This window comes from Nocardia brevicatena NBRC 12119 (assembly GCF_000308495.1).
Taxonomy (GTDB): Bacteria; Actinomycetota; Actinomycetes; order Mycobacteriales; family Mycobacteriaceae; genus Nocardia; species Nocardia brevicatena.
The window spans coordinates 1-18,128 of sequence record NZ_BAFU01000091.1 but is presented as its reverse complement, the minus strand read 5'-3'; the positions used below and the strand labels follow the sequence as shown (position 1 = coordinate 18,128).

At 69.2% G+C, this 18,128-nt stretch carries 14 protein-coding genes; 11 read left to right on the top strand and 3 right to left on the bottom strand.

Annotated elements, in window-relative coordinates:
- The first annotated feature begins 128 nt into the window (after nt 1–128).
- The 6 genes from ON20_RS24690 (at nt 129) to ON20_RS24665 (ending at nt 7,339) form a co-directional block, all read left to right on the top strand.
- On the top strand, nt 129–911 hold the full coding sequence (locus ON20_RS24690) for an SDR family oxidoreductase (RefSeq protein WP_040839107.1): 783 nt from the start codon (nt 129–131) through the stop codon (nt 909–911).
- A gap of 145 nt (nt 912–1,056) precedes the next feature.
- Nucleotides 1,057–2,193, top strand: coding sequence for a hypothetical protein (locus ON20_RS24685; protein WP_245547461.1), 1,137 nt, complete (start codon nt 1,057–1,059; stop codon nt 2,191–2,193).
- Complete coding sequence (locus ON20_RS24680) at nt 2,180–3,739, top strand: hypothetical protein (RefSeq protein ID WP_086009063.1); 1,560 nt, start codon at nt 2,180–2,182, stop codon at nt 3,737–3,739. The genes ON20_RS24685 and ON20_RS24680 overlap by 14 nt, the downstream gene beginning before the upstream one ends.
- Nucleotides 3,740–4,206: 467 nt before the next feature.
- Complete coding sequence (locus ON20_RS24675) at nt 4,207–6,039, top strand: phosphoenolpyruvate carboxykinase (GTP) (protein ID WP_040839106.1); 1,833 nt, start codon at nt 4,207–4,209, stop codon at nt 6,037–6,039.
- Between the two features lie 254 nt (nt 6,040–6,293).
- Nucleotides 6,294–6,503: a hypothetical protein gene (locus ON20_RS24670; protein ID WP_040839104.1), complete on the top strand. Its 210-nt coding sequence runs from the start codon at nt 6,294–6,296 to the stop codon at nt 6,501–6,503.
- 476 nt (nt 6,504–6,979) lie between these two features.
- A complete protein-coding gene (locus ON20_RS24665) occupies nt 6,980–7,339 on the top strand; it encodes a hypothetical protein (RefSeq protein WP_245547460.1) in 360 nt (119 codons plus the stop codon).
- Here the strand turns inward: ON20_RS24665 and ON20_RS24660 are convergent.
- Entirely contained in the window at nt 7,336–8,088 is a 753-nt protein-coding gene (locus ON20_RS24660; protein WP_051163286.1) for a class I SAM-dependent methyltransferase, read from the bottom strand. The genes ON20_RS24665 and ON20_RS24660 overlap by 4 nt on opposite strands.
- 255 nt (nt 8,089–8,343) lie before the next feature.
- On the opposite strand from ON20_RS24660, the gene ON20_RS24655 reads away from it, so the two are divergent.
- Nucleotides 8,344–9,510, top strand: coding sequence for a glycosyltransferase family 4 protein (locus tag ON20_RS24655; protein ID WP_040839103.1), 1,167 nt, complete (start codon nt 8,344–8,346; stop codon nt 9,508–9,510).
- Between the two features lie 31 nt (nt 9,511–9,541).
- Here ON20_RS24655 and ON20_RS24650 read toward each other — a convergent pair whose 3' ends face one another.
- Nucleotides 9,542–11,278, bottom strand: a complete 1,737-nt coding sequence (locus ON20_RS24650) for an MmpA family trehalose lipid delivery protein (protein WP_245547459.1) — start codon at nt 11,276–11,278, stop codon at nt 9,542–9,544.
- A gap of 194 nt (nt 11,279–11,472) precedes the next feature.
- Between ON20_RS24650 and ON20_RS24645 the strand changes: the two genes are divergently transcribed.
- The 4 genes from ON20_RS24645 to ON20_RS24630 all read left to right on the top strand — a co-directional run bounded on the left by ON20_RS24645 (nt 11,473) and on the right by ON20_RS24630 (nt 14,804).
- Nucleotides 11,473–12,714, top strand: coding sequence for a polysaccharide biosynthesis protein (locus ON20_RS24645; protein ID WP_245547479.1), 1,242 nt, complete (start codon nt 11,473–11,475; stop codon nt 12,712–12,714).
- 118 nt (nt 12,715–12,832) lie between these two features.
- Nucleotides 12,833–13,654 carry an SH3-like domain-containing protein gene (locus tag ON20_RS24640; protein WP_040839100.1) on the top strand — a complete coding sequence of 274 codons (822 nt, stop codon included), beginning with the start codon at nt 12,833–12,835 and terminating at the stop codon, nt 13,652–13,654.
- Between the two features lie 31 nt (nt 13,655–13,685).
- Nucleotides 13,686–14,423: a thiocyanate hydrolase subunit gamma gene (gene scnC, locus ON20_RS24635; RefSeq protein ID WP_083865201.1), complete on the top strand. Its 738-nt coding sequence runs from the start codon at nt 13,686–13,688 to the stop codon at nt 14,421–14,423.
- A 57-nt stretch (nt 14,424–14,480) separates the two neighbouring features.
- Nucleotides 14,481–14,804, top strand: coding sequence for a hypothetical protein (locus tag ON20_RS24630; protein ID WP_040839291.1), 324 nt, complete (start codon nt 14,481–14,483; stop codon nt 14,802–14,804).
- 46 nt (nt 14,805–14,850) lie between these two features.
- On the opposite strand, the gene ON20_RS24625 is transcribed toward ON20_RS24630, so the two are convergent.
- Nucleotides 14,851–18,128, bottom strand: a 3,278-nt coding sequence (locus ON20_RS24625; RefSeq protein ID WP_040839097.1) for an alpha-(1->3)-arabinofuranosyltransferase domain-containing protein, incomplete at its 5' end; no start/stop codon positions are given.

The following is an 18,128-nucleotide window of genomic DNA, read 5'->3' as shown; positions in this document are numbered from 1 at the left end:
CCCGCCATGGCCGGTGCCCGGCCGTCGCGGAAAATGAGGGTGTACGTGGTCGTGGCGGAGGGCTACGTGTACGGACGGGGCCCGCGCAGGGCCGGAGCGAGACCGGGAGGTACGCCTAGACTTCCCATATGGGAAGGCCGACGGTGTTCATCACGGGCGCGGCGTCCGGTATCGGCCGAGCCACAGCGCTGCTCTTCGCCGCACAGGGCTATGCCGTCGGCGCATACGATATCGACGAGGTGGGGCTGACCAGGCTCGCCGCCGATATCACCCAGCGCGACGGCGACGTGCGCACCGGCGTGCTCGATGTGAGCGACGCCACCCGCTGGGCCGAACGGTTGGCCGAGTTCCATACCGACAACGGTCGGCTCGACATTCTGGTGAACAATGCCGGGATCCTGCGTGCGGGCCCGTTCGAGTCCCTCGACCTCGACACGCACCGGGCGGTGATCGACATCAACCTGGGCGGCGTCGTCACCGGCAGCCACGCCGCGTTCCCCTATCTGCGCGATACGCCCGGCGCCCAACTGGTGAATCTGTGTTCGGCCTCGGCGATCTACGGTCAGCCCGAGCTCGCTGTCTACGCCGCTACCAAATCGGCGGTCAAAAGCCTCACCGAGGCATTGGACCTGGAATGGCGGCGCCATGACATCCGGGTGATCGCCATCTGGCCGCTGTTCGTCGCCACGGCGATGGTGCGGGGTCTGGACACGGGGTCGACCCGTTCCCTGGGGGTGCGGCTGACCGCCGAGGACGTGGCGTCCGGGATCTGGCAGGCGACCCGCAAACCGGGGCGGTTGTCCAAGGTGCACTACGAGATCGGCGCGCAGGCCAAACTGCTGGCCACGGTGGCGAAGTATGCGCCGAATCGGGCTGTTCGCACGGTCAACAAATACATCAGTGGGGCGTGAACCGCGACCACGCCTCGAGTAGGTGGTCGAGTTACGTCCGCGTGGTCACGCCGCACTGTCCTTTCCGGGGTCGCCGTTCGACCGTCGCCGCCCTTCCCGGGTGTCTTCTGCCAAAATGCGTATCGGAAGCAGGGGGTGAGTACTCATGGCGACAGTCAGTGGATCGGATGTGAACATGCTCGACCGGCAGGTCCCCGATCAGGGCCGTGACCAACTGGAAGAGCTGGTAAGGGTGCTGAGCCGGGGCGAGGGGACCGATCCGGCGATCGGCCGGCAGGTCGCCGAGGCCGTTCGGCGCCTGCGTACGCCGCCGCGGATCCAGGTGGCGGGCCGCGCCCGATCCGGTCGGACCATGGTGCGCCAGGCGCTGACGCTGCTGTCGGCGGTGGAGACCGATCCTGTCGACGAGCCCGGAACGCCCGATCCCCGACTCGACGGGGATATCGTCGTCTACGTCCTGGCCGGTGCGCCGGTCGCGGCGGATCGGCGGGCGCTCGAGTCACTGCCGCCGGAGCGTGCGATCGTCGTGCTGAACAAGGCCGACGCCTTCGGCGCCGGTTGGGCCGACGCGGTCGCCGCGGCCGAACGCTACGGTCGTGAGCTACGCATGCCGGTGCTGCCGCTGGTGGCGTCGCTGGCGGTGCGCACCAAAGCGGGCACGGTGACCGACGCCGATCTGGCTGTCCTGCGCCGCCACGTCGGCGCCGGTCCGGGGCTGACCATCTCGCCCGAGCTGTTCACCGCCGCATCGGCGGGGTCGGATACCGACGAGCGGGAAGAACTGCTGCACAGGTGGGATCTGTACGGGGTGAACTGCGCGCTCGCCGCCCTGCGCCACCGGCCGGATCTCTCCGGCCGGGCGCTGCTGCAGATCCTGCACGCGGCCAGTGCGGTCGACCCGCTGAACCGACTGCTGCACACACGCTATGAACAGCTGTCGTCGCGGCATGCCGGTGAACTGCTCGACGAGTTGGCACGGTTGGCCGCGCGGGCCGTTCCCGGTGCCGGCGGCCGGGCCCGGGAGGTGTTGAGCGGCTACCTGGCCGGAGACGAGGCACATTGGCTGGGCCTGTGTGCCGGGCTGGTCCATCCCGAGGTCGCCCATCTGGCCGCCGGTTACCCCGCCCCCGCCCCCGAGGACGTGGACGAGGCCCTGGCACGGGCCGCTCGCTGGCGCGCCGTCGCCGCGGGCGATATGTCGCCCGCGGCCCGTCGCGCCGCGCTGCGGGTGCACAACGGATATGTGCGGATGTGGGAGCGGATGAGCAGTGTCGGACTCTGATCCGGCGGACCGCGCGCCGGATACCGCCGGTGCCACCGCGGCGCGGTTGCCGGAGGCGGTGGCGGCTGTGGTGCAGCGCTGGAATCCACAGGGGATGGCACTGTTACGGGCTTTGGACGGTCCGGGTGTCGCCTCGGCGGTGCGGGTGATCGGACCGGATGATGCGAATACCGCCCTGTTGCGCACCGAATTGGCGCGGTTCGAGCCGCGTATCGAACTGAGTGCGGCGGTGATCGAACCGGGCACCGTGGAGCCGACCGCTTCCGTCGGGGGCGGCGGGACGGTCGCATTGGTGCTGCTCGACGCCGGAACCGTGCTGGGTGGGGGCGAATTGGCCACGTTGCGGCGGTTGCGTGCCGACGGTGTCCGAGTGCTGGTGGCCATGAACGGCGTGCACGCCCACCAGGATTGGCGGGCGGTGCGGGACCGTGACCGGGCACTGCTCGCCGCCGACGGCTGCGACTACGAGATCATCCCGGTATCCGCCCGGTTGGCGGCGGCGGGCCGGACGACGGGTGATTCGGCCCTGCTCGACCGTTCCGGTCTCGGGCTGCTGCATGCCCGACTGGCGGCACTCACCGCCGAGACCCCGTCTCCCGACGAGGCGCGGGCGGCCGTGGTGGCCGCTCGGATCGTCGCGGACACCGGGCAGCGGATTCTGGAGCAGCAGGCCGAACTGGGCTCGGGCACCCAGATGAATCTTCTGCGCGAGGAGCGGGTGCGGCTGCTGGCCGAGCGCGATGGTGGTCGGGCAGCGGCCATGTCCACCCTGCGTGCCCGACTGCACCTGGCCCGCGTGGATCTGATGACCGGAGTCGGTGCCCGGGTCCGTGCGCTGCATACGGCGGCTCGGGCAGAACTCGACCGGTTGGGCCCCAGCGAACAGCGCGGCTATCCGATGTGGCTGCAGCAGGCGGTCAACGAACTGACCGTGGCCGTCGACGACGATATCGAACAGCGGCTGGCCGAACTGGCCATCCGGGTGGATGCGGCGCCGGAGAACATCGTCGGCGCGCGTCGGGACCCGGCCCCGGCCGTCGGTCCGGACCCGGAACCGCGCCGGCGGGGTGTCGAAGATCACCTGGTGATCGCTCTCGGCGCCTCGGCGGGCGTGGGCCTGGGCCGGCTGGTGGTGTCACCGTTCGCGCTGGTGCCTGCCCTGGATGTGGCGAGCGTGCCGGTCGCGCTGCTGCTGGGGGCGGGTGCGGCGGCCTGGGTGGTCCGGGCGCGCGGCCATCTCGCCGACCGCAATCATCTGCGGCAATGGGTAACCGACGCCGTTGCCAATATCAAGGCCCAGTTCGAGCAGCGGGCAGCGACGGCACTCGTGGAGGCGGAGACGGTCTTGGCCGACCGGGTGGTGCGCAGTGCCGCCGAGCGGATGGTCGATGTCGACCGGCGGGTGGTCGAACTGGAAACCCGGTTGCGCCGGCTGACGGCCGACCAGCCGGGACAGCTGGCGTCCTGTGCTCGCGACCTCGCGACTCTCGACCGGTGGTCGGCACAGCGGCCGAGCGTCGGTGCCGGGGGAGGTAGCGGGGCGTGACCACGTAGGCGCTGCTCGGGCGCTCGAACGACACAGGGCCGAGTGTCGGCGTCGGAGGAGTTAGTGGAGCGTGACCATGTAGGCGTACCTCGGGCGCTCGAACGACACAGCGGCCGAGTGTCGGCGCCGGGGGAGGTAGCGGAACGTGACCACGCAGGCGCTGCTCGGGCACTCGTCGGGCACAGCCGGGTCCGAAATTGTCCACCCCTATTGATTGGCCTGTTACCGCTATTGATGAGGATTGATAAGGAACCCGACTCCATACGGGCTGTCATATCGCGTTAACCTCTAGACAGGAACCTGGGCGTCCGCTTCGCCCTCGGTACGTCGCCTCTACCGTGGGACGTCCCGACGGACCGTGGTGGGTGCCTTACCGCCAACGGTGGCGCTCGGTGCGTTCGCGCTGGTCATGGGCCCATGGGCCAGGGCGGAGGCACCGCAGAACCGCCCGTCTCAGGAGAGTTTTCATGACCTCAGCCACCATTCCCGGTCTTCGTGGATCCGACGGCAGCGCGCCGACCGAACACAGTGAACTGCTCGCCTGGGTACAGCAGGTCGCCGAACTCGCCCAGCCTGATCGGGTGGTCTGGGCGGATGGTTCCGACGAGGAGTGGAACCGGCTGACCGATCGGCTGGTGGCGGCGGGCACCTTCAAGAGGCTCGACGAGAAGAAGAAACCGAACTCTTTCCTCGCATTGTCCGACCCCTCCGATGTGGCTCGGGTGGAGTCACGCACCTTCATCTGTTCCAAGACGCCCGACGACGCCGGCCCCACCAACAACTGGGTCGACCCCACCGAGATGCGCGCCACCATGACCGAGCTGTACCGCGGCTCGATGAAGGGACGCACCATGTATGTGGTGCCGTTCTGCATGGGCCCGCTGGGCGCCGTGGATCCCAAGCTCGGCGTGGAGATCACCGACTCCGAATACGTCGTGGTCTCCATGCGGGTGATGACCCGCATGGGCAAGGCCGCACTGGAGAAGCTGGGTTCGGACAAGCCGTTCGTGAAGGCGCTGCATTCGGTGGGCGCGCCGTTGGCCGAGGGCCAGGCCGATGTCCCGTGGCCGTGCAACGACACCAAGTACATCACCCATTTTCCCGAGGATCGCGAGATCTGGAGCTACGGCTCCGGCTACGGCGGTAACGCCCTGCTCGGCAAGAAGTGTTACTCGCTGCGGATCGCCTCGGCCATGGCCCGTGACGAGGGCTGGCTGGCCGAGCACATGCTCATCCTCAAGCTGATCTCGCCGGAGAACAAGGCGTACTACATCGCGGCGGCCTTCCCGAGCGCCTGCGGTAAGACCAACCTCGCCATGATCCAGCCGACGATCCCGGGTTGGCGCGCGGAAACCCTCGGCGACGATATCGCCTGGATGCGGTTCGGTGCGGACGGCCGGCTCTACGCCGTGAACCCGGAATACGGTTTCTTCGGTGTCGCGCCGGGCACCAACCACTCGTCCAACCCCAACGCCATGGCCACCATGGACGCGGGCAACACCGTCTACACCAATGTCGCGCTCACCGACGACAACGACGTCTGGTGGGAGGGCTTGGAGGGCGAACCCGACCACCTGACCGACTGGAAGGGCAACGACTGGTATCTGCGGGAGACCGAAACGCTGGCCGCCCACCCGAATTCGCGTTACTGCACCCCGATGGCGCAGTGCCCGATCCTGGCTCCCGAGTGGGACGACCCCCAGGGTGTGCCGATTTCGGCGATCCTGTTCGGTGGTCGGCGCAAGACCACGGTTCCGCTGGTCACCGAGTCATTCGACTGGCAGCATGGGGTGTTCATGGGCGCCACGCTGTCGTCGGAGCAGACGGCCGCGGCCGAAGGCAAGGTGGGTACGGTGCGCCGCGACCCGATGGCCATGCTGCCGTTCATGGGCTACCACGTGGGTGACTACCTCGGCCACTGGATCAATATCGGCAAGAACGCCGACGCGGCCAAGCTGCCGAAGATCTTCTACGTGAACTGGTTCCGTCGCGGTACGGACGGTCGGTTCCTGTGGCCGGGCTTCGGCGAGAACTCCCGTGTGCTGGAGTGGATCATCGGTCGGATCGAGGGTTCGGCCGAGGCCGAGCGCACCCCGATCGGAAATGTTCCCACCTCCGCCCAGCTGGACCTGAAGGGCCTGGATGTCGACCCTGCCGATGTCGACGAGGCGCTGAAGGTCGATGCGGAGGACTGGCGCGCGGAGATTCCGCTGATCGAGGAGTGGTTCGAGTTCGTCGGTGACAAGCTGCCCTCCGGGGTACGCGACGAGTTCGAGTCCCTCAGGCAGCGGCTGGCCTGATATCCATCGCCGGTAGGCCCGCATCGGACCGGTGCGCGCCTACCGGCTTGGCTCCGGTCGGAAGCGGGTTTGAAGTGAAACACCACCGGGTAGTCTTTGCGCAGCGGTGGTCGAGGCCAGGGTGATCGTATGCTGTATCCGTCCTGCTGCGCTCGACCGTGGGATCCATTACCACCGACTGACCTGTTTCCCTGATTCGTCTCGGGGGCAGAGCGACCCGCCGAGCTGATCGCCACACGAGAGGTGGTTGGAACATGGCCGATGGGTACACCCGGGCGAAGCGGGATACGGTGCCGCCGGTGATGGCGGCCGGCGAGGACCTGCCGGTGAGCTCACCACTGCATCGTGCGGCCGGACGGTTGCAGATGGCGCTGCCGCCCGGATGGTCTGTACGGGTGGTGGATGCGCCGGATTCGGGTAGTGAGTCCCGCTCGATTCTGCGCGTGATGGCTCCTGCCGAATAGCCCGGGCGGGAGGATTCGGGCAGAGCGGACGAGTAGTGCACTGCTTCGGTGTGAGATCGCCCGGCCGGGTGGCCGGTTTCGCCTCCGTGGTCCCGGCCGTCTGTTTCATGCCGTTCGGATCGCCTCTCCCGCCCGTCCCCTTCGGCAGACGGGTGGTAATCCGGCCTCGGTAGACGTGGGGTGCCGCCAAGGACTGCGGTGTCCTTCCCGCGAGCTCATCTGTTTGCCGGCATTGACGTATACCCGTGCCTACCGCCGAATTTCCCATATGCGCCAAGGGCTTCCCGGGCGTCCCCGCGGCTCGCGAGTCATGGCTCGAAGCGGACGGAATGGACCGAAACCTTTTGGGGTCATAGGTATTTGCGCATCCGGCAACCCCGGAGGGTTTGCCAGGAGGCCGTCCGCCGGGGCCGAAATCCAACCTCTCGGTTCGCTTTTCGCGGAACGCACTATTGCGTTTTGTTGCTGAACAGAGGATGCTGTTAGCCACACATCAGCTCGCTCGATCCACCGAACCGGTTTTCGCGTTGGGAGAGGCGTTCATGGCGGTGCAAGTAATCGACCGGTCGTTGATGACCAGCGACCAGACCGAGCATCAGGCGAAAAGCGTTGGCAGCGGTGGCTGGGTCGTGTCCTTCCTGCCCGGTCGAACCCTGACCACGGAACAGGCCATGGCCGCTATACAGGCCGCCGAGGCGATCGCGGTAGTCGGAAACCTGGCGGATCTGGTGGGGCTGACCACCCTCGAGACGGTCGGTCTCGCTATCCAGGAATCACCGTGGACCCGCCCGGACGGTGTCGTTCGGGGCGGGTGGCGCGCCCGACTCGTCCGCTAATCGGAACGCGGTTCCGAAGTGGCCCGGCGGGGTTTGCCGGCGATTACTACGAGGTTGCTGACGAGTAGCTCGCGCAGTAGCGGAATGCGAACCAGCCACCACGCCCAGCACGGGTGATATCGAGGAAAGGCGAGGTGTATCCGGGCCGAGCTGCGTTCGGCCCAGCGCAGGCCGTCCGCGGCGCGCACCGCGAACATGGAGACACCGAAGCGGTTCTTGGGCTCGTGCCCGTGCTTGCGTCGATACCGCCGCGCCGCGTATTCCCCGCCGAAGTAGTGCCACGGACCGGTTTCGTGGCCCCCGAAGGGGCCCAGCCACACCGTGTAGGACAGCACGATCAGCCCGCCGGGACGCGTCACCCGGACCATCTCGTCGGCCATCAGCCAGGGGTCCGGGACATGCTCGGCCACATTCGACGAGAAGCAGATGTCCACCGCATCGTCGCGGAACGGCAGCGCCATACCGGAGCCGCGGACCGCGCCGGGTACCGACAGGCCCGCGGCGTGCATTTCGGACGGGTCCGGTTCGACCGGGACATAGCGGGCGCCGGCCCGGGTGAACTCATCGGCGAAGTAGCCGGGTCCGCCGCCGACGTCGACAACCGTCGCCCCCGCCAGGTCGCGGCCGGTGATATCGGCATAGAAATCGCCGATCATGGCCGCGCTGTCCTCGGCGATTCCGCCGTAGAACTTCGCGGGGACGGTCTGTTCGAAACGGAAGCTGTTCAACAGCCGCAGCGAGCGGCCCAGGGTGGCGCGGTGGGCGAACCGGAAGCGTTTCGCGGGGCCGGGGGCTCGGCTGCCCGTTCGCTCGGACGGTACCGGTCGCACTGCTGATTCGTCGGCTCTGAGCACGGCGCAGAGTCTCGCACACCCGCCGTCCCGTCGGCGGACGCGTGGGCTCTATCGCGCCGGCGACCATCGATTGGACAAGCGTGCGGGTTACTGTGTATCGCGATGTCCATGTCCCCAAGCGGACCCGAAACCGACCGGAGAAGCCCCACCGTGCGCGAAGTCCTACTGCTCTGCTGGCGCGATACCGGGCACCCGCAGGGCGGCGGCAGCGAACGGTACCTGGAACAGGTCGGTGCCCAGTTGGCGGCGCGCGGTGTGAAGGTGACCCTCCGGACCGCGCGCTATCCCGGCGCGGCCAAACACGAGCGTGTCGACGGGATCGATATCAGCAGGGGCGGTGGCCGCTTCTCGGTCTATCCGCGGGCCTTGGCGGCATTGGCATTGGGCAGGCTCGGCATCGGTCCACTGCGCGGTATCCGCCCGGACGCGGTGATCGACACCCAGAACGGAATACCGTTCTTCGCGCGGATCGCGACCGCCGCACCATCGGTGGTGCTGGTGCACCACGGCCATCGCGAGCAGTGGCCGGTGGCGGGCCGACTGATCGGCCGCATCGGCTGGTGGATCGAATCGCGGCTGTCGCCCCGGGTGCACCGGGACAACCAGTACCTGACAGTGTCCCTGCCCTCCGCGGAAGAACTGGCGACACTGGGGGTGGACCGTTCTCGGATCGCCGTGGTCCGCAACGGCGCCGAACCGATACCGGCGGACGCACCCAGCGGCACGGTCGAGACCAGAACCGCCGAGCCCACCGTCGTGGTGCTGTCCCGACTGGTTCCACACAAGCAGATCGAGGACGCACTGACCGCCGTGGCCCGGCTGCGCGCCCGAATCCCCGGTGTGCGGCTGGACGTGATCGGCGACGGATGGTGGGCCGACAACCTGAAAGCCGAGGCCGCCGCCCTCGGCATCGCCGACGCGGTGACCTTCCACGGACATGTCGACGAGCGGCGCAAGCACGAACTGCTCGCCCGATCGTGGGTGCATGTCATGCCCTCCCGCAAGGAAGGGTGGGGACTGGCGGTTATCGAGGCCGCCCAGCACGGGGTGCCGACCGTCGGCTACCGGTCCTCACGGGGGCTCACCGACTCCGTCGTCGACGGCGCCACCGGCATCCTGGTGGACGATGCCGAGCAGCTCGCCGCCGCGGTAGGCGACCTGCTCGAGGATTCGGCCGGTCGGGTGATCATGGGCGAGAAGGCGCGGTCGCGAGCGCGGGAATTCTCCTGGGAGCACACCACCACCGGTGTGCACCGGGTGCTCTCCGCCGCTGTGGCGGGGCGGTATGTCAGCGGCCTGATCGCGCCGACGCAGTAGCGGTCGGCCGATCCGGGGCGCGGGCCGTGGCTCACCGTTCCCGCGCGGGTGTGCGGACCCGGCGGCGCAGGGCGAGCAGCGGGACGAACAACAGCACCGCCCACACGATATGAGCGGCCACGACAAGGCCGCGGTGTGCGGCCGGGGCACCCGCCCGGACGCCGGGTACCCGATAGAGGTCCAGGTCGGTGGTGGTGTAGACCGGTTCCAGCGCGGCGAGAGTGGTGCGGGAATCACCGAGCGGTCCCGGGCTGGTGTTCTCCACCAGGACCCAGCCGACACCGAGCCGGGCCAGTTCCTCGGGGGAACCGCCGCGCAGCAACAGATCCTCCACCGTCCGCGCGCGGGTACTTTCTCCGGCGACCGTACGCCCCCGGACCGGCAGTTCCCCGGTCTGCAGGACATCGTGCGGAAGCATTCTGGGCGCCGGATCCAGCACCGGGGCGGAACCGGAATACGGGAACCGGCGAAACATTCCGCCGGGCAGCACCGCGATATCACCGGGACCGTCCACCCGCTCGGCGACCTCCTGCCACGCGTTCGGATACCGCACCGCCTCTACCCGGCCGCCCACTCCCCAGCCGAGGTCCGCCAGGGGAAGTACCAGGAGCGCGATGAACACCACCGCTGTCGCGCGGACGACAGCGGTGCCGGTGGCGGAGTCGATTCGGGGTAAGCGGGCGGCCGGTATCCGGCAGGCCGCCGCCGCGCACAGCGCATAAGCGGGCACGGCGAGAGCGGCGTACTTCTGGGTATCGCGGAGCAGGCCCGCGCCGGGGATCTGTCCGACGAGCCATTCCAGGGCGGATATACCGGGGGCCGTGGCGGTCAGTGCCGGGAGGATGATCGCGGCGGCGGCCAGAGCCAGCAGGGTACGGCGGGCCCGGGTGCGGACGGGGTCGCCGTCGTCGGCGGCCACCGCGCGTGCGCCGAGCGCCACGACGAGCAGCAGCAGCGCGGTCCCCACCGCCGCGAGCGGAGTGGTCCGGGAGTTCGGGACCGCTTCCGCGTTCCACATACCTGCGAGCCCGGCCAGGCTACCGAGCGTGCCCAGGCCGGGTTCGGCACGCGCGGCGAACGCCGCCACACCCGCGGGATCGGACGGTTCGGCGGCCACCCCCGAGATCGCGGCCGCCACCAGCCAGGGCGCGCATATCGCCGCGATCACCGACAACACCGCGAGGACCCGTCGCCGGCCGACCAGGCTCAGGGCGAGCACACCCGCCAACAGCCCACCTGTGGGGGTGAGGCCCGCCGCCGCGAGACAGCCGGTCACCGCCGCCCAGGAACCGGGCCGCCCGGCCCGCAGCCGGATGGCCGCCAGGGCGGTCCACGGCAGCGCCGCGTACCCGGCGAGCAGACTCCAGTGTCCCTGCAGCAGCCGTTCGGCGATGTATGGATTCCAGACGGCCAGCGTGGTCGCCACCAGTTGGGCGGCAACCGGGGCGCGGACCAGTTCGCGGGACAACACCGCCGCACCGAACCCCGCCGCCCAGAGAGCGACGACCAGGATCACCTCGACCACCAGCCCGCCGTCGACGAACGAGGACAGCGCGGCGAGCATGGCGTCCTGCGGAACGGCGCGCGGAGCCGCATCGCTCAGACCGAGGGCGGAGTCGGTGAGATAGGAGCGCGGCGTGCTCACCGCGTCACGAAGCAGCAGATACCCGGGCCCCAGCAGCGGAGCGGTGATGAACAGCGCGAGCAGCGCGCTGTAGCCGGCGGGAATACACCGCGTCCACCGGCGGTCCGCGCCCCTGTCATTCACGCCTGTGCACCTTATAAGGACACCACCGGGCGTGGTCCGGCGGCGGTCCAGGTCGGCACCGGACGGTTCGTGCCGGCCGGGCCGGACGAGCCCGGGGCGGTCATGGTGGACGCCGAGGTGGAACACTTGCGGGCGTGCCTGTTGTTCGCCGTATCCCCGCCGTGGCGGACATGACCCTGGTGACCGTGGGGGCGATGACCGCGAATGTCGCGGGCTATCTGCTGCAGTTGCTGGCCGGGCGTTGGCTCGGAGTCGACGGTTACAGCGAGTTCGCCAGTCTGCTCGCCGTCCAGTTGTTGTGCGCGGTGCCCGCGCTCGCCCTGCAGAATGTCGTGGCCCGGGAGTTGGTGCGTGGTGCCGACGCGGCGGCACTGCGCGCCCTGGGACTGCGCTGTGCCGTGCTCGTGGCCGGTGCGGCGGTTGTGCTGGTGCCGGTGGTGACCGTGGTGCTGGATGTCGGCGCCGCGGCCTGCGCCGCCGCGCTCGGTGCCGCGCCCGCGCTCGTGGTGCTGTCCGGAGAACAAGGTGTGCTGCAGGGACTGCGGCGGTTCCGCGGTCTGGCCGTGGTTCTCGGGTTCGCCGGTATCGCGCGGGTGGTGCCCGCGCTGGCCGTCCTCGCGTTCGGCGGCGCGACGCCCGCCCTGTGGGCCGCCGCGTGCGGTATCGCCTGTGCGGCCCTGGCCGCCCGACTGCTTGTCGCATCGCCCCGTTTCGCCGCGCGCGTTTCGCCGCCGGTCGACGTCGACGGTACGGCGGGGGGACCCGGTGCCGTGGTCGTCGAACCGATCGGTGTCCACTCGGTGGGCGCCGGGTTCACCGGGGTGCTCGCGGTTCTGTCGGCCGCCCAGGTGCAGGCGGCGTTGATGGCGCTGTCCTCGGCGGATCTGATCGTCGTCCGGATCGTCCTGGACGAATCCGACGCGGGCCGTTACGCATTGGGGACCATCGCGACGAAGATCGCGTTCTGGCTGCCGCAGGCGGTGGGGGTAGTGCTGTACCCGCGGATGGCGCAGCCCGCATCGTCGGCCGGGGCGGTGCGCGCCGCGCTGGCGGTGCTGTCCGGCATCGGGGTGGTGGCAGTGGCCGGGGCCGTGGTCGCCGCGCCGCTCGCCCCGCTGCTCGCCGGCCGGGATTACGCGCCGATCCAGGGCCTGCTGTGGTTGTTCGCGCTGCACGGCGCCGTGCTGGCGATTCTCCAGGGTGCGCTGTTGTCGGCGATCGCGGTGGACCGCACCGCGTTGGCCGGGTTGGCCTGGACCGGCCTGACGGTCGAGGTGGTGCTCATGCTCACGGTCGCGGGCAGTGTGGTGGGGCTGATCGGCACCGCCGTGTCGGTGGCGGTGACGACCACCGTCATAGTGTCCGCGATCGTTATCCGGACCGCTGTGCGGCGGCCCGAGGCCACCGATACCCGTGCCCGAGGTGTGACAACCTGACACCCCCGTGCCCCACGTGGCAGTGCCGGTCCGACACGCCTTGGCAACATCCCTGGTCGGCGCAGCCGGCCGGCAATACGATTTATGGGGTGCTGCCCGTCCGAGGGAGGCGATCACTATGGCCAATTCGGTCATGGACGACTTTGTCAGTCAGCTGCGCGTAGCGTTTCATCGGCTCCAGGACTGGCCCTACCCGGACCAGATCGATCACGCGCTCTTCCAGGCCCTCATGAAGACGCCGCACGACGTCGGCGGCGAACCCGATGCCGCGGCCACCTTCGAAGAGAAAGAGGAAGAGGCGTGGGAGCTCAACACGTTCATCACCTGTGAGGTCCTCGGCTGGAGAGGGATCTGGACATCCGAGGAGCGCAGGAGACTCGGGAACGTCGATGTCGGGAGGATGCGGTATCTCGGCTTTCCCTACTACGGCCGCTGGGTGTTGGCCGTTGCCCGCTGCCTTGTCGACAAGCACCACATCACGCTCCGTGAACTGATCGAGCGGGCCGACGAGGTACGGGAGCGTTGTGCCGGTGACAGCGGTCCACCGGAAGCCACGCCCCGCACCACCGGGGACGGAAAGGCAGTTGCCAGGAATCGACATCATACGGAAGCGGTCGGCAAGGGAGATCCCCAGTGTTTCGCCGGCCAGGCGGGCGCTCCCCGCTTCGCGGTGGGCGACCGGGTGCGGGTGCGCGACCTTCCGACGCTCTTCTACACCCGCACCCAGGAATACCTGCGCGGCAAGCCCGCGACGGTCGTCAAAGTGTCCTACGAAAGTCTGATCCCGGAGGACGAGGCATTCGACCGTGAGGACCAAAAACCGGAATGGTTCTATATCGTGCGCTTCGAGATGAACGACCTGTGGGAGCCGTACACGGGCTGCCCCAATGACACTCTCCAGGCGGAAATCTCCGAATCCTGGCTTCAAGCGGTCTCCTGAACCGAGGTGCGTCCTCGACGAGAGGAGCAAGATGAGCGAGACGGCAAACGAAGGCGAGGACGTCACGGCCGACGGCGGCACGGCTCCTCGGCACGCGGCGCCAATGGTCGAGGAGGTCACCGACTTCGAGGTGCTCGAGATCGCGTTGCGCGAGCTCGCGATCGAGAAGGGATTGTTCACCGCCGAGGATCACCGTCGCTACACGGAATACTTCGAGCAACTCGGACCGGCGCCCGGTGCCCGGCTCGTCGCAAAGGCCTGGTCCGATCCCGATTTCGAACAGTTGGTGCTCGAGGATGCCATCGCTGCCTGCCGGGAGGTCGGAATCGACTGGCTGAAGCCGACCGGCTTCGGTACTCCCAGCGACTTCACAGCGCTACACGTACTCGAGGACACGCCGACGCTGCATCATGTGATCTGTTGCAGCCTGTGCTCCTGCTACCCGCGTCCGCTTCTCGGAAACTCGCCCGAGTGGTACCGGACGCCGAACTACCGACGGCGCATCGTGCGTTGGCCACGCCAGGTCCTCGCCGAATTCGGTCTCTACCTTTCCGAAGACGTGGAGATTCGCGTCGAGGACTCCAATTCGAAGCACAGGTTCATGGTGCTCCCGGTCCGGCCGGACGGGACGCAGGGATGGAGTGAGGAGCAATTGGCGCAGATCGTGACACGCGACTGCCTGATCGGTGTCGCCCTTCCCAAGCCCGGGGTGACATCGAATGCGGACCGGCCGGTGCACCCCGCGGTCCGCCCGGCGGAAAACCACTAGCCCTCCGAGGAGCCACGGATGTCACCCGCCCGGGACGTTACAAGTGTCAGAGTGCGGATGTTGGAGCAGATGGTCACCCGCGGACAGGTGTGGCCGCGAATGGCGGACAAGTACGGTGTCGGCAACCCGGTGCCGCCCTGGAAGTCGAGCCTCGACGGGATGTGCGACGCATTCGACAGGGAGGGAACGGTGCTGCCTCTCCTCACGCGCCGCCACGAGGAGGACTGTCTCTCCGATGAGGTGTACGCCACGCTGCCGTTTCCGGAGAATCAGCTGGTCGCGTTGGCGCACTCCTTGATCGCCAGGAATGTCATAGACGAGGCCGAGTTGGCCGACCGCATCGAAGCGGTCCGCGCGCGGCTCGAAGCCGGCGAGCCGTGATTCGGTGAACGTACTCCGGCTCCACCGACTCGCCGTGGGTCTCAACTCAGCGGCGTCGCGGTAGTGCCGCGATTCCCACCGCTATCACGGCAATGAGGGCCGGGGCCTGCACCCACAGCGAGTCACCCATATAGCCGCCCCCCGCCCGCCATGGGCCGGTGGCCAGGGCCACCGCGGACAGCACGGTGCCGAACCCGGCGACGACAACCGGTGTGATCGGCGGTATACGGGGAACGAAACGGGCGATGGCCACCCCGGCCACGGTGAGTCCCGCACCGACCGGCCCTGTGATCAGGCCGGCGGTGCCCACGAGGCCGACGGCGCCGAGCCATCGTCGGCCCCAGGTTCTCGGTGCCGGTCCCGGTGCGGCGGTGGCCGGGCCGCGCGGTATCGCGAGCACGATGAGCGGAAACATCAGCAGCAGGCCCCCGAAGATGGCCAAGCGGTACCAGCGGTCCACCGGGAAGGAGACGGTGACCGGCCCGGCGCTGTCGGCCGGCAGCAGCCAGCCCTGCTGCCACCCGTCGACCACGACGGGATCCAGGGCCTGCCCGTCCGCGGACCGCGCGGTCCATCCGATATTGGTGCTGAGCGGCAATACGAGCAGGCGGGTCCCGGTCTCCCGGTCGTCCGCGGCGGGCAGGGCCGGGTACGCGGTGTTCTGCAACCGCAGCCGGTCCACGGTGAACAGCTGGGTCGGCGCCACCAGCACATCGACCTGCCCGGGCGGCAACTGGATCGGCGCGGCGATATCCGGGGCGGTGATCTCGGGTGTTTCGACGTCCCCGCAGACCCGGGCGGGAACCGGCGCTCCGGTGCGCAGCTCCTCGGCGGTGGTGGTGATACTCGTGCGCACCATCCGACCGCCCACCGCGATCGTGGGCCCGCTGTCACAGCCCACGGTGATGAGCCGGTCGGCCGAGGCGGGTGGGGGTTGGTTCGGTCCCAGGACAACCACCTCGGCGAGGCCGGGGGGCTGGGGTTGGGAATAGCCGAGGGCGGTACGGTCCAGCACCGTGGTCCAGCTCTGGATACCGAGCTCGATCCGGTCGGTCACCGTGGGATGCAGTTCGATGCGGGAGACCTTGTCCGGCTCGTCGAGTTCGCGCACCTGGGGACCATTGCCCAGATTCACCGCCACCGAGGTCGGGGCGGCCGGCAGCAGGCCCGGTGACGGGGTCAGCTCCAGTCCGGTGACCAGCGTCGGCTCGGGCAGCTCGATGGTGAGCGTCGGTTTGGCACCGGTGGTTTTGCGGACCGAGTCCTCGGGGGCGGTCCAACTGGTACGCCGATCACCGTCGGTGGCGGCGAAGGCCGAGCCGCGCAGGTCGCCGACATCGGATTCGCCGCGCGCCACCGGCCGGAGCGGGTCGGTGAGCAACGCCTCCAGCGCCGGACCCGGTCGGGCGCGCACGGTCAGCTCCGGTGTCACCGCGACGGGCTCGGGCACCGACAGGGTCCGTTGGAAGGCCCCCTGCTCTTCCGGCGCCAGTGCCAGCCCCTTACCGCAACGCACCCGATCGGGTGCGTCATAGCAGGCGCCGCGGCCGGGAAATTCCTGGCCGAGATCCCAGGCGCGCACCGGTACGCCGGGCGGGGTCTCGGGCAGGACGGTGCGGTGTCGGATATCGACGGGGACGGGGGCGTCGCGGACAGTGTAATCCTCGAGGCTCAGTTCGCTGATCCCGAACTGGCCGCCGCCGCTACCGCCTTCGGTGCGGATGGCGGTGACGGTGATCCAATCGGTGGAGCCCGCGGGCAGCGATACCGCCACCGGTTCCCCCGGTTTGGTGATCCGTGCGGAGACGCTGCCCCGGGACGTACGCACCTCCACCCATTTCACCGGGTCGCCGATGGCGGCGGGGCTGGTGATCAGCCGCAGCAGCCCGGAGCCCAGCGGACGGTCCAGATCCAGGCGCAGCCACTGGCCGAGCGCGGGTTGGCCGCCATTGCTGATCCAGGCGGTCGCCGGATCGCCGTCCACCGCCGCGACGGTGGAGTTGCCGGGGGCGGTGCCGCCGATCTGGGTGGCGTCGGCGGCGGAGCTGGACGCGGTGACGGTGGCTCCGGTCCAGTCGCCGCGTACCGGCTCGGCACCGGGGACGGCGTAATCGGCCACCAGGTTGTAGGTGCGGCGGGCGTCGTCCGGGGCACGCAGCGCGGAGTTGTGGTTGTCCACCTCGCCGAAATCGGTTTCCCGGTCCATTGGGGTGTCCGTGACGGTCAGCGGACCGATCGGCAGCCCCGCATGGGCGGCGTCGGGGGCCAACAGCGTGGGTTCGCGCGAGGTCTGCGGGGTGCGGTGCAGTCGTTCCAGGACCTCCGGGCCCCCCTGCACCACGGGCACCGAGCCCAGATCGACGGTGTAGGCCCCAGGGAACTTCGCGGGCGCGCCGGGGCCGCCGAGCACCTGCGCCGGCTCCCCGGGCGCGGGTGCTTCGAGCCGGTAGATCTCGACCGCCGAATAGGCCGGCCGCAGATCACCGTCGGCCACCAGCCCCTCGCCGATGATCCCTGGCTCGACCGGGTCCCCGAATTCGGCGACCTTGTGGATTCCGGGTGAGCCCTCCAGTGCCTGGTGCGCCAATATCGGTCGGGTCGAGCGCGAGGTGTCCGGGTCCAGGTCGTTGCGCAGGATCAGCACTCCGATGCCCTGTCCGACCAGGGTCTGCGCCAGTCCGGTCGAGGGCCGGCCGTCGGCGATCAGCCGCTGTACCGAGTCCATGGCCCGGATGGTGCCCGGCGGATTCAGCGGTACCGCGTCGCGCACCGCCCAGGGGGTATCGGCCAGTGCCTGGAGCGGTTCGTCACGGGTCAGGCCCCATACCTGGCTGCCGAACGGGGCTCCTGGTACCACCAGGGCACGGGTATCGGCGGCGTTCTCACGCAACCAGTCGGCGGTCTGCTCCCAATAGGCGGGTACTCGATCGTAGGCGCCACGCGGGGCGAGTTTGCCCGTCCAGGCGAGGGAGCCGGCCAGCGCGAGCGCGGCGAGCACCAGTGCCGCGACGGCGACCCGGCGATCCCGGTCCGGATGCGCGAACGCGCTACGCCACACCGGAAACGGCACCGAGGCGGGCAGCGGCACCCGGGAGAACAACTGCGCCAGCCCGAGCACCAGCGGCAGCCGGATAAGTGGTTCCAATTTGTGCACATTGCGCAGCGGTGCGCCACCGGAGTCCAAGAAGACCCGGATGGACTCGGCGAACGGTCCGCCCAGCTGCCCGACATGGCCCGCGCAGATGCCGACCAGTCCGGTGCACAGGATCAGCACCAGCCGGCCCCGGCCCGGCATCGACCGCATGGCCAGCCCGGCCATACCTG

What these genes read in the sequence shown, in the direction of transcription:
- ON20_RS24690 (WP_040839107.1), top strand. Translation starts at nt 129, where the DNA reads ATGGGAAGGCCGACGGTGTTCATCACGGGCGCGGCGTCCGGTATCGGC.
- ON20_RS24670 (WP_040839104.1), top strand. Translation starts at nt 6,294, where the DNA reads ATGGCCGATGGGTACACCCGGGCGAAGCGGGATACGGTGCCGCCGGTG.
- ON20_RS24645 (WP_245547479.1), top strand. Translation starts at nt 11,473, where the DNA reads ATGACCGCGAATGTCGCGGGCTATCTGCTGCAGTTGCTGGCCGGGCGT.
- ON20_RS24630 (WP_040839291.1), top strand. Translation starts at nt 14,481, where the DNA reads ATGTTGGAGCAGATGGTCACCCGCGGACAGGTGTGGCCGCGAATGGCG.
- ON20_RS24665 (WP_245547460.1), top strand. Translation starts at nt 6,980, where the DNA reads ATGCTGTTAGCCACACATCAGCTCGCTCGATCCACCGAACCGGTTTTC.
- ON20_RS24685 (WP_245547461.1), top strand. Translation starts at nt 1,057, where the DNA reads ATGGCGACAGTCAGTGGATCGGATGTGAACATGCTCGACCGGCAGGTC.
- scnC (WP_083865201.1), top strand. Translation starts at nt 13,686, where the DNA reads ATGAGCGAGACGGCAAACGAAGGCGAGGACGTCACGGCCGACGGCGGC.
- ON20_RS24640 (WP_040839100.1), top strand. Translation starts at nt 12,833, where the DNA reads ATGGCCAATTCGGTCATGGACGACTTTGTCAGTCAGCTGCGCGTAGCG.
- ON20_RS24675 (WP_040839106.1), top strand. Translation starts at nt 4,207, where the DNA reads ATGACCTCAGCCACCATTCCCGGTCTTCGTGGATCCGACGGCAGCGCG.